The 12,413-nt window shown below is 73.5% G+C and carries 7 protein-coding genes; all 7 read left to right on the top strand.

Annotated features, from left to right (window positions below; genetic code table 11):
* The first annotated feature begins 38 nt into the window (after positions 1-38).
* The 7 genes from ACFWA9_RS12950 (at position 39) to ACFWA9_RS12920 (ending at position 12,130) form a co-directional block, all read left to right on the top strand.
* Positions 39-2,198, top strand: coding sequence for a glycogen/starch synthase (locus ACFWA9_RS12950; RefSeq protein ID WP_380386331.1), 2,160 nt, complete (start codon positions 39-41; stop codon positions 2,196-2,198).
* A 3-nt stretch (positions 2,199-2,201) separates the two neighbouring features.
* The gene (locus tag ACFWA9_RS12945; protein ID WP_380386328.1) at positions 2,202-3,110 is read left to right on the top strand and encodes an HAD family hydrolase; all 909 of its coding nucleotides are present in this window, start codon (positions 2,202-2,204) and stop codon (positions 3,108-3,110) included.
* A complete protein-coding gene (malQ, locus tag ACFWA9_RS12940; protein WP_380386325.1) occupies positions 3,094-5,232 on the top strand; it encodes a 4-alpha-glucanotransferase in 2,139 nt (712 codons plus the stop codon). Before ACFWA9_RS12945 ends, malQ begins: the two co-directional genes overlap by 17 nt.
* A gap of 172 nt (positions 5,233-5,404) precedes the next feature.
* The gene (locus tag ACFWA9_RS12935) at positions 5,405-6,331 is read left to right on the top strand and encodes an adenosine kinase (RefSeq protein ID WP_352292724.1); all 927 of its coding nucleotides are present in this window, start codon (positions 5,405-5,407) and stop codon (positions 6,329-6,331) included.
* Positions 6,328-7,821 (top strand): GMC family oxidoreductase, encoded by a 1,494-nt coding sequence (locus ACFWA9_RS12930; RefSeq protein WP_380386322.1) that lies wholly within the window; start codon positions 6,328-6,330, stop codon positions 7,819-7,821. The genes ACFWA9_RS12935 and ACFWA9_RS12930 overlap by 4 nt, the downstream gene beginning before the upstream one ends.
* Positions 7,818-8,753, top strand: coding sequence for an aldo/keto reductase family oxidoreductase (locus ACFWA9_RS12925; protein ID WP_380386319.1), 936 nt, complete (start codon positions 7,818-7,820; stop codon positions 8,751-8,753). The genes ACFWA9_RS12930 and ACFWA9_RS12925 overlap by 4 nt, the downstream gene beginning before the upstream one ends.
* 323 nt (positions 8,754-9,076) lie before the next feature.
* Entirely contained in the window at positions 9,077-12,130 is a 3,054-nt protein-coding gene (locus ACFWA9_RS12920; protein ID WP_380386317.1) for a carbohydrate binding domain-containing protein, read from the top strand.
* The last annotated feature ends 283 nt before the right edge of the window (positions 12,131-12,413 follow it).

Raw genomic sequence — 12,413 nt, 5'->3', positions numbered from 1 at the left:
GACAGCACGACCGACGCGACGACAGAGAGGACCCGGCGGTGCACATCGTCAAATTCGCCTTCGAGAGCGTGGGCTTCGACATCCGCCTCATGCGTGGCGGCCTCGCCTCACTGGTGTGGAACCTGGCCCGCGAGTTCGCCGACCAGGGCCACCGCGTCTCCGTGATCACCCCGGCGCACGGCTGCCTCGAACACCTCAGGGCCCACTACGAGCTGGAGGAACTGGACCACGTCGACCGGCACACCGTGCCGCTGGTACTCGACCGCGCCGTCTGGCCCGGCCACCCCGCCGAGCTCGAACTGCGGCTCACCACCCGCGCCCACCGGCTCCGGCACGAGGGCGTCGACATCTACTTCCTGTCCGACGAGTACCTCGACCTGCTGCCCGAGCGGATCTACCCGGCCCGCACCAGCGAGGGCCACGACCTGGCCTTCTTCAAGCCGCTCGTCTTCCAGGTCTCCGGCCTGCGCTTCCTGCGCGCCCACCTCGACCTGGGCGCGGAGCCCGCGGTGGTGCAGGCCTACGAGCCGTATTACCACTACCTGCTGCCGCCGGTGCTGCGCACCGACCCGCGCTTCCTGGTGGTCAGCACCCTGGCCAGCAACATGCCGATCAACCAGCAGGTCCACCGGCCGCAGCTGGAGCGGCTGCTGGAACTGTTCGACACCGACGCCGACCTGGACGCGCTCGCCGACCCGCCGGCCACCGGCGGGCTCGCCGCGGCGATGACCTCCCAGCTGCCGAGCACCCACCTGGCCGACCGCCCCACCGCCGACGGCATCGGCTACTACGCGCTCGTCGCCGCCAACTGCGACCTGCTGGACTTCCTCACCCCCGGTCAGCTGGACTTCTACTCCACCTTCCGGGACACGCCCTTCGAACGCGCCTTCCAGGACCTGACCGTCGCGCGGATCGTCCGGGAGTCGGCGGCCCGCCAGTTCGTCGGCGGCTGCGCCGTGCCCGACGGCTGGCTGGCCCGCGACCCGGCCGGGGCCGACCGCGCGCGACTGCTCACCGCCCGCGGGCTGGACCCGGCCCTGCCGACCTTCTACCACGTGGCCCGCTTCTCCGTGCACCACAAGGGGCAGGTCGAACTGTTCCGGGCGATCGACGCCGTGCTCGCCGTCGACCCGGACGTCAACTTCGTCGTCCGCTGCGCCGTCGCGGCCGGCGGGGACGGCGTGGTCAGCCCGGTCGGCGACCCCTTCTTCGAGGAGGTCGCGAACCGTCACCCCGGGCGGGTCCGGCTGGACTGGTCCATGGCCGGTGAGGACGTGCTCCACCGGGAGGCCGTGGCGGCCGACTTCTGCCTCTTCCCGTCCAAGTTCGAGCTGGACTCCTTCCTGATCGCCCAGGGACAGCTGATGGCCTGCGGCGCGGTGCCGATCGGCACCGCACAGGAGGTCACCACCCACTACCGGCACCAGCTGCCGCGCGAACACCCGGACGCCACCGGCTTCGCCGTCCCCCGCTCGTTCACCGAGGACGACCCGCTGCTCGCCGCCGCCCTGGCGGACCGGATCCTGGAGGCCGCCCGGATCCACCGCGAGGACCCGGCCGAGTACCGCCGCCTCTCCGACAACTCCCGTGCGCTCGCCCGCCGTTTCACCTGGCGCAAGGCCGCCACCACCCGGCTGGCGACCTTCGCGGCCGCCGCCGCCGGAGTCCTGCCCGGACTGACGCCGGAGCGGGCCGCCGGGTACGGCTGGTTCGAGAGCCTGGCCGACACCGACTGGGTCACCCACCGGCGCGAGATCGCCGAATCGGCGCTCGACCGCGGTGACCTGGCGAACTACCGCAGATGTGTGCCGGCGGTGGACCGGACCGCGCTGGAGCAGCTGTTCGCCGCCGCGTACGCCAGGGCCGACTTCGCCCGCTGCGCCGAACTCGCCGTCCTCCTGGACGACCCGGGCCGAACCGCCCTCGTGGACGGGCGCTGCCTGGTCGAGCCGGTCGCCGACGGCCTGCGGATCGACTACCGCCTGCCGCACGCCGAGAGCGTGCTGCTCGTACTGCCGACCGGCGAGCACCGGCTGGCCGGGGCCGAGGGGTACTTCACCACCGTGCTGCGGGAGCGGCCGCCGGGGCCGCTGGTCCTCCTGCTGCGGCTGCGCGACGGCCGCTCCGCCTGGGACGAGTGCCCGCTGGAAACCCCCCGGCGGGTCACGCCGGTCGGCGCCGGACTGGAGAGGGACTGACCCATGACCGCACCCACCCGCCGCCGTCCGCCGCCCTTCGGGGTGGTCGCCACCGACCTGGACGGCACCCTGCTGCGCGGCGACCTCAGCCTCTCCGCCCGGACGCGGGCCGCGCTCGCGCGGGCCGAGGCGTCCGGCGCCCTCCACCTGGTGGTCACCGGCCGGGCCGCGGCCGGCTGCCGGACCCTGCTGGAACGACTCGACTACCGGGGACTGGCGGTCTGCGGCCAGGGCGCCCAGCTCTACGACGTCGGCGCCGACCGGCTGCTGTCCTCGCAGGGCCTGCACGGTCCGACCGTGCGACCGCTGGTCGCGCGCATCGCCGAGCAGGCGGGGCCGCTGCGGCTCGCGGTGGTGACCGCCGGCCTGGCCGGGGACTTCCTGGTCACACCGGGGTTCGAGAGCCGTCTGCGGCACGGCTGGCGGCTGGCCGAGAGCCCGGACGACCTCTGGGCGCGGCCCGTGGACAAGGTGCTGATCCGGCACGACCACCTGGGCGACGACGAGCTCGCCGCGCTGGCCCGACGGGTCTGCGCGGACGAGGTCGCCGTCACCCACTCGGGCGAGGGGCTGGTGGAACTGCTCCCCGCCGGAGTCAGCAAGGCGAGCGGACTGGCCGCCGCGGCCGCCCTGCTCGGCTTCACCCCCGCCGACACCATCGCGTTCGGCGACATGCCCAACGACATCCCGATGATCGAGTGGGCCGGATACGGGGTCGCCATGGGCAACGCCCACGCCGAACTCCGGCGCCGCGCGGACGAAACGGCCCCCAGCAACGAGGAGGACGGGGTCGCGGTGGTGCTCGAACGGTACTTCCCGCCCGACGCCGGCCGACCCGCCGCCGACCGGCCCGCCGCCGCCCCATCCACCACCGACCGACGGGAGAGCCCGACCGATGTCGCCCACGCGTGAGCTGTCCGAACTGGCCGAACTGCACGGCGTCTCCACCCACTGGACCACCGACCTCGGCCGACGGATCGAGACCTCCCCGGACACGCTGCGGGCCGTGCTGGCCGCCCTGGGCGTCGACGCCGCCACCGGCGGCTCCGTCCGGGCGGCCCTGTCCGAGCGCCGGCGCGCCCTCGCCGAGCGCCTGCTCCCGCCCAGCGTCGTGCTCCGCTCCGGACGCCCGCGCGCCGACCTGCGGACACCGCCCCGCACCGACCTGCTGGTCGAGACCGAGGACGGCCGGACCAGGCCCGTCCGCGACCTCGGCACGGACCTCGCCGAACTCCCGGTCGGCCGCCACACCCTCCACGCCGAGCGGGCCGGCCGGCGGGAGGCCGCCCCGCTGCTGGTCGCGCCCACCCGGCTGGCCGGTCCCGCCGGGCGCGGCTGGGGATTCCTGGCCCAGCTCTACTCGGTGCTCTCCACGCGCTCCTGGGGCATGGGCGACCTCGGCGACCTGGCCGACCTGGGCCGCTGGGCCGGCGCCCTCGGCGCCGACTTCGTCCAGCTCAACCCGCTCCACGCGTACGTGCCCGGCCCGCTGCCCGACCCGTCCCCGTACCGGCCCAGCAGCCGGCGCTACCCCGACCCGATGAACCTGCGCATCGAGGCGGTACCCGAGTACGCGGCCCTGTCACCCGCCGACCGGGCCGCCGTCGAGGAGCTGGCCGCGAGCGGGGGCCGACTGCGCGAGGCCGTCCTCACCGGCGCACTGATCGACCGGGCGGCCGTCCGCGACCTCAAGTTCCGCGCCCTGGAACTCCTCCACCGGGTACCGCTCGACGCGGCCCGGCAGGCCGCCTACCGGCGGTACACCGACACGGAGGGGCCGGGGCTGACCGACTTCGCGACCTGGTGCGCCCTCGCCGAGGTGCACGGCACCCGGTGGCGGTCGTGGCCCGCCGGGCTGCGCAGCCCCGACGGGCCCGACGTCGCCGCCGCCCGGCGCGAGCTGGCCGGCCGGATCGAGTTCCACCGCCGGGTCGCCTGGCTGGTCGACGAACAGCTCGGCGAGGCGCAGCGGGCCGCGACCGCGGCGGGCATGGCCATCGGGCTCATGCACGACCTGGCGGTCGGCGTCGATCCCGAGGGCGCGGACGCCTGGAGCCTGCGGCGCTACCTCGCCGAGGGCATGACGGTCGGCTGCCCGGCCGACGACTTCAACCCGCACGGCCAGGACTGGGGCCTGCCGCCCTGGCGGCCCGACACGCTCGCCGAGGCCGGGTACGCGCCGTTCGCCGAGGTGCTGCGCGGCACGCTGCACCGCTCCGGCGCACTGCGGCTGGACCACATCATGGGGCTGTTCCGGCTCTGGTGGGTACCCGCCGGGGCGCGGGCCGCCGAGGGCGCCTACGTCCGGTACGACCACGAGGCGATGCTGGGTGTACTCGCCCTGGAGGCGCACCGGGCCGGCAGCATGGTGATCGGCGAGGACCTGGGCACCGTCGAGCGGGGAGTCCGCGAGGAGCTGACGGACCGGGGGATCCTCGGTACGTCCGTGCTGCGCTTCGAGTACCTCGGGGGCTCGGAACAGCGCTCCGGTCCGCTCCCGCCCGAGGAGTGGCGCGACGGCTGCCTGGCCACCCTCACCACCCACGACCTGCCCAGCACCGCCGCCTGGCTGGACGGTGACCACGTCGGCCTGCACGAGAAGCTCGGCCTGCTCGCCGAACCGGTGGAGCAGGCCGCGGCCGCGGCGGCGGCCGAGAGCGCCGGCTGGCTCGCCGAGGCGGAGCGGGCCGGCGCACTCGGCGCACCCGGCGAACCCGGCCCGCCGACCGGGGAGGTGCCGGGCCGGGAGGTGCCGGGCTCGGAGGTGCCGAGCCGGGAGGTGCCGAGCCGGGAGGTGCTCGGCCTGCACCGGTTCCTCGCGCTCACCCCAGCGAAGCTGCTGGGCGTCTGGCTGCCCGACACGGTGGGGGACCGCCGCCCGCAGAACCTGCCCGGCACGGTCGACGAGTACCCCAACTGGCGGCTGCCCGTGGCCGATCCGGCCGGCCGGCCGCTCACCCTGGAGGAGCTGGCCGCCCTGCCGGGCCCCCGCGCCGTCGCCGAGGTCTACCGGGACCTGCCGGCCGCCCCGTGACGTCCCGGGCGGCCCCGCGTTCGACCGGGTGACGGCTCACGCCGGAGCCGTCCGCGGGACCCTGCCCGTCCGCCGCACCGCCCCGCCGACCCGCCCGTCGGGGGAGCGGCCCACCACCGGGTCGGGGCCCACGGCCACCGCCACCCGGACCCTACGTCCGAGAGGAATCTCAATGAGCACCGAGACAGACGTCCTCGTCCTGGGAGGCGCCGGTGTCGACACGATCGTGTACGTGCCCGAGCTGCCGCTCCCGTTCGCCGACAGCTACATGGTGCCCAGGATCGAGATGCGGGCAGGCCAGACCGGCGACTTCGTCGCCCTCGGCCTGAGCGCGCTGGGCCTGCGCACCCACCACCTCGACATGATCGGCGCCGACCACGCGGGCGACCTGATCCGGGCCCTGCACCGCGACCGGGGGATCCCGCTCACCGAGGTCCCGCTGCCGGGCGGCACCAAGCGCGCCGTCAACCTGGTCGGCCCCGACGGGCGGCGCCTGTCGCTCTACGACGACAGCCGCTCGCACGAGGCGGACCGGCTGCCCGAGGAGACCGTCCGGGCGCTGGCCGCGGTGAGCCGCCACGCGCATGTCTCGATCACCTATCCCTGCGCCTTCGCCCTGCCGCTGCTGCGCGAGGCCGGCCTGACCGTCTCCACCGACCTGCACAACTGGGACGGCACCAACCCCTACCACGAGCCGTTCGCCCACGAGGCCGACGTCGTGTTCGTGTCCACCACCGCCCTGGCGGACCCCGAGCGGACCATGCGGCAGATCGCCGAACGCGGCCGGGCCCGGGTGGTCGTCGCCACCGCCGGCGCCGAGGGCGCGTACCTGCTCGCCGACGGGGAGATCACCCACGTGCCGGTCGCCACCCCGCCCGCACCGGTGATCGACTCCAACGGCGCGGGCGACGCCTTCGCGTCGGGCTTCCTGCTCGGCTGGCTGTCCGGTGAGCCGGCGGCGCGCTGCGCCCGGTACGGCGCGATCGCCGGCGCCTACGCCTGCACCGTGCCGGCGACCGGCACCGACTCCATCGGCCGGGACGCACTCCTCGCCCGCCTCGCCGAACTCGACGCCGCGGCAGCGGGAGCGGGCGCGTGACCGGCACACCGGCCGGCTACGACGTGATCGTCCTCGGCGGGGGACTGGCCGGCTGCGTGCTGGCGGCCCGTCTGAGCGAGGACCCGGACCGCACCGTCTGCCTGGTCGAGGCCGGTCCCGACTTCGGCCCCGACCGGCAGGACTGGCCGGCGAAGGTGCTGAACGCCCGCGCCCTGCCGCGCGAGGAGGTGTGGGAGCGGCACGCCCCGGCGCACCGCATCCGCGCCCGCGTCCTCGGCGGCTCCTCCTGCATCAACGGCTGTTGGAACACCTGGGGATCCGAGGCCGACCACGCCGAGTGGGCCCGGACCGGCGGTCCGCGCTGGACGGCCGCGGCGCTGGAGCCGTACCGCCTCGCGGCGGTCGAACGGATGGGCCTGCGCCGGGTACCGGAGCGCGAGTTCTCGCCGTGGAGCCGCGCCGCCCTGGCGGCGGCCGCGGAACTCGGCTTCCGGGAGGTGGACATGGGCACCCCGGGCGGGCCCGGCTACGGCACGCCCCTGCTCAACGCCCTCGACGGAGTGCGCCACAACGCCGCCTTCGCCTACCTGGACGCGGCACGCGCGAGGCCCAACCTGACCGTCCTCTCCGGAGCCGCGGTGGACCGGCTGGACATCGGCGCAGGCCGGGTCCGCGGCGTCCGCGTCGACATCGGCGGCCGGCACGAGACCCTCGTCGCCGACGCCTACCTGCTGGCCTGCGGCACCTTCGGCTCGCCCGCCGTGCTGATGCGCAGCGGGGTCGGCCCGGCGGACCACCTGCGGACGGTCGGCATCCGCCCCGAGATCGACCTCCCCGGGGTCGGATCGAACCTCACCGACCAGCCCGGCGTCTTCGTGCCGCTGGCCCCGACCGACGAGCTGAACGCGGCGCTCGCCGCGAAGGAGGCCGACGGCGACCTGTACGTCAGCCGGATGCTGGTCCGGGCGGCCGGCGAACTCTGCCCGGACGACTCCTGGGACCTCCACATCCTTCCCGTCGCCGGCCCGCCGCTGTTCGGCAAGCTCCCGCCGGGCCGGTACGAGGCGGGCATCTCCGCCTTCGTCATGAAACCGGCCTCGCGCGGCACCGTGCGGCTGGCGTCCGCCGACCCCGCCGCGGCCCCCGAGATCGACCCCGGCTTCCTCACCGACGAAGGCGGCCGCGACCTCGCCGTCCTGCGCTCGGGCCTGGAGATCGTCGAGCGGATGGCCGCGACGGCGGCCCTGAAGCCACTGGCCGGTCCGGTCCGGGGCCACCCCGCCCGGGACCTGTCCGACCAGGACCTGCGCGGCCGGCTCGGCACCTACTGGCACCCCGTCGGCACCTGCGCCATGGGAGCGCCGGACGACCCCCTGGCGGTGGTCGACGGCGAGGCCCGGGTGCGCGGCGTGGCGAACCTGCGAATCGTCGACGCCTCCGTCCTGCCGACCGTCCCGGCGGCGAACACCCAGCTTCCGGTGCTCGCCGTCGCGGAGATGCTGGCGGACCTGATCGGGGGAGCGGCATGACCGGGGCCACCGCCGACCGCGTCCTGTACGGGTGCATGGGCCTCGGCGGCAGCTGGGACGACAGCCCGTACACGGCGACGGACATCGACCACGCCGAGGCGGCGGTCGGGGCCGCGCTGGACGCCGGGATCACCGCCTTCGACCACGCCGACATCTACCGGTACGGCAAGTCCGAGGCGGTCTTCGGCGAGGTGCTCGCCCGCACCCCCGGCCTGCGGCAGCGCATCACCCTGCAGACCAAGTGCGGCATCAGGCTCCCCGAAGGCGGGCGGCCGGGCCACTACGACCTGCGGGGGCCGAGCATCCTCCGACGGGTGGAGGAGAGCCTGACCCGGCTGCGCACCGACAGCCTCGACGTGCTGCTGCTGCACCGGCCCGACCCGCTGGCCGGCCCGGAGGAGATCGCCGAAGCCCTCGGCTCGCTCCACCGGCAGGGCCTGGTACGGCGGTTCGGCGTGTCCAACATGAGCGCCGCGCAGATCGCCCGGCTCCAGTCGGTGCTCGACGTGCCCCTGGTCGTCAACCAGCTGGAGATGAGCCTGGACCGCCGGGACTGGGTCGAGGCCGGCGTCCTGGTCAACACCTCCGCCGCCGCCTCGAACGGCTTCCCGCACGGGACGGTCGAGTACTGCTCCGCCCACGGGATCCGGCTCCAGGCCTGGGGCGCCCTGGCCAGGGGCCGCTTCACCGGCAGCGAGCCGACGCCGGCCGGTGAACTCGTCGGCAGGCTCGCCGAGCGCAGGGGGACGACGCCGGAGACGATCGTGCTGTGGTGGCTCCAGCGCCACCCGGCCGGCATCGCGCCGGTCATCGGCACCGCCCGCCCCGACCGCATCGCGGCCTGCCGCGACGCCGTGCTGCGCGAGCCGGAGCTCAGCCACGAGGAGTGGTACGAGCTGTGGATCGCCGCCCGCGGCGCCCCGCTGCCCTGATCCGGCGCCGGTCCGGTCCCGCGCGGCCCTGACACCGCGCGGGCGGAACGAACCCCCGGGGCTCGGGCCCCGCGCCACCCCGCGTGCGGCGCCCCGAACGGCTCCCCGGGCTCGGGCCGGCGTCGGGCGCGAAAGATCCGGCCGCGGAACGGAGGATTTGTGACGCTATGCCGGTGTTCACAGGCGGCCGGGAAGCCTTTACAGCCCGGTCATGCGTCAGTAACCTCCTGGAAGCTCTTGCAGGTTCTTGCGCAAGTGGCCCCACCCACCCCCTGCCGCAAGGCAGCCCCCACCGCCTGCGGCCATGACCGAGGGACTCTCCCTTGACCGGACGAGCACGGCACCGGCGGCGCTCCACAGTCGCCGTCCTGACAGCGGCGGCGGCCCTGACCGCCGGTCTGCTGTCCTCTGCTCCACTCGACACGGCCGCGACCGCGGCGACGACGGCCAGTACGGCCACCGGCAGCAACACCGCCACCGTCTTCTACTACACCAAGACCCACAACTGGTCGACGTACAACCTCCATTGGGCTCCGGACGGTGGTAGTTGGACCGCCACGCCGGGCACCGCCATGCAGGCGGCCTGCACCGACTGGGTGAAGAAGACCGTCGACCTGGGCAGCGCCAGCGGCCTGCAGGCGACGTTCAACAACGGCGCCGGCACCTGGGACAGCAACGGCGGCAAGAACTACGCCCTGGGCACCGGCACGGTGGTGGTCAAGGACGGCGTGATCGCCCACAGCGACCCGTGCGGCGCCGACAACGGAGGCGGCAGCGCCTCGCCCGGCCCGGCCCCGAGCCAGTCCCCGGCGGGCGCGAGCACGACGGTCTACTACTACACCAAGTCGCGCAACTGGTCGGCCTACGACCTGCATTACGCCCCCAACGGCGGCACCTGGACCACCGTGCCGGGCGTCGCGATGGAGGCGGCCTGTACGGACTGGGTGAAGAAGACCGTCGCCCTGGGCACCGCGAACGGACTGGCGGCCACCTTCAACAACGGTGCCGGCGCCTGGGACAACAACAACGGCAACAACTACGTCGTCCCGGCGGGCATCAGCACCGTGCAGAACAGCACGGTCACGGCGAACACCGCCGACCCGTGCGCGGGCGTCAAGCCGGACACCACCGCGCCGAGCGTGCCGGGCTCGGTGAACGCCTCCGCCACCGACACGTCCATCGTGCTGACCTGGGAGCCGTCCACCGACGACACCCGGGTGACGGGCTACCAGATGACCCGCACCGGCGGCACCAAGGGCACCTCGGTGATCAATGCCGGCTCGACGGTCTACTCCGACACCGGCCTGGAGCCGCGCACCGTCTACACCTACACGGTGAAGGCCCTGGACGCCGCCGGGAACGTCTCGGCGGCCTCGGCCGCCGCGGTCGCCACCACCGGTGACGCCCCGCCGCCCGCCAAGGCCGGCGAGATGATCGGGACCGACCCGCGCAAGGACCCGATCTACTTCGTGCTGACCGCCCGGTTCTACGACGGCGACACGTCCAACGACCGGGGCGGCAGCCAGAACGTCGCCTCCGGCAACGCGGCGAACAACGACCCGATGTTCCGCGGCGACTTCAAGGGCCTCGTCCAGAAGCTCGACTACATCAAGGGCCTCGGCTTCTCCGCGATCTGGATCACCCCGGTCGTGCTGAACCGCTCCGACTACGACTACCACGGCTACCACGGCTACGACTTCTACAAGGTCGACCCGCGCCTGGAGTCCGCCGGGGCGTCCTACCAGGACCTGATCAACGCCGCCCACGCCAAGGGCGTCAAGATCTACCAGGACGTGGTCTACAACCACAGCTCCCGCTGGGGCGCCAAGGGCCTGTTCGTCCCGACCGTCTACGGCGTCCGGGACTCCCAGTGGTCCTGGTACTACGACGATAAGGAAGCCGGCTTCGAGTACGACGGCCTGACCATCGACCCGAAGACCGGCAAGTCGTACTACAACGGCGACCTCTGGTCCTCCACCCAGCCCGCCGGCCAGACCTGCGTCGGCTGGGGCACCCCGACGCAGTACAAGAGCCCCGAGGGCTACACCATCTACAACTGCCAGTGGCCGAACCCCACTTCGGGCATGTTCCCGTCCAAGTACTACCACCAGTGCTGGATCGGCAACTGGGAGGGCGAGGACTCGCGCTCCTGCTGGCTGGCGGACGACCTCGCGGACTTCAACACCGAGAACGCCGAGGTCCAGAACTACCTGATCGGCGCGTACAACAAGTACATCGACATGGGTGTCGACGGCTTCCGCGTCGACACCGCCGTGCACGTCCCGCGGGTCACCTGGAACCGGCGCTTCCTGCCGGCCATCCAGCAGCGCGTCACGCAGGACTGGGGGCCGGCCAAGGCGCAGAACTTCTTCGTCTTCGGCGAGGTCGCCGCGTTCGTCAACGACAAGTGGAACCGCGGCTCGGTCAACCACTCCGCGCAGTTCTACACCTGGAAGGAGCGCACGGACTACACCAGCAACGACGTGCAGGCCGCCCTCGACCAGTACACCTACGAGGAGCAGCTCGGCACCGGCAACCAGCCGACGTCCACCAACGCCTTCCTGGACGGCAACACCTACCACGCGCCCGACCACTCGAAGTTCTCCGGCATGAACATCATCGACATGCGGATGCACATGAACTTCGGTGACGCGCACAACGCCTTCAACAACGGCAAGGACTCCGACGACTCCACCAACGACGCGACCTACAACGTGGTGTACGTCGACAGCCACGACTACGGACCCAACAAGTCCAGCGTCCGGTACACCGGCGGCACCGACGCCTGGGCCGAGGACATGGCCCTGATGTGGACCTTCCGCGGCATCCCGACCCTGTACTACGGCTCCGAGATCGAGTTCCAGGCCGGCAAGCAGATCGACTGCGGCCCGTCCTGCCCGCTGGCCACCACCGGCCGGGCCTACTACGGCGACCACGTCGAGGGCAGCGTCACCGCCTCCGACTTCTCGGTGGTGTCGAGTGCGAGCGGGGCGGTGGCCACCACGCTGCAGCAGCCGCTGGTCAAGCAGGTTCAGCGGCTCAACCAGATCCGCCGGGCGGTCCCCGCCCTGCAGATGGGCCAGTACTCCACCGAGGGTGTCAACGGCGGCGGCATGTCCTTCAAGCGCCGCTACAGCGACGCCACCAGCGGGGTCGACTCCTTCGCCCTGGTCTCCGTCACCGACGGCGCCACCTTCACCGGCATCCCCAACGGCACCTACCAGGACGCCGTCTCCGGCGATGTCAAGGTCGTCGCCGACGGCACCCTGGCGATCGCCGCCCCCGGGAAGGGCAACCTGCGGGTCTACGTCCTCGACCGGGGCGGCAAGAACGCCGCCCCGGGCAAGATCGGCACCGACGGTCCCTACCTGAAGTAGGGGAGGGTCGAGGCAACGCTTCACCAGCTGTGGTCGCCGGATCTCCCGGCGGCCACAGCCTGCTTCGCGGCCCGGGGGCACCCGGTGGGGGAGCGACGGGGCGACGTCGATGTTCGGGACACCGGCGCTGGCGCCGGCGGCGAAGGCCTCCTTGGCCGCTTTGACGCGGTCGGTGCAGACGGTGACGTCCTGCTTCCAGGCGGACGGCTCCAGTGGGGGACGCCCTGGCAGCAGAAGCAGCGGAACCTCTCACCGTCGACGGCGACGACACGCTCCCGTACCC

The sequence above is a fragment of the Kitasatospora sp. NPDC059973 genome, from assembly GCF_042737525.1.
Taxonomy (GTDB): Bacteria; Actinomycetota; Actinomycetes; order Streptomycetales; family Streptomycetaceae; genus Kitasatospora.
Note: the sequence above shows the minus strand (reverse complement) of the source record. Positions and strands in the feature narration are given on the sequence as shown.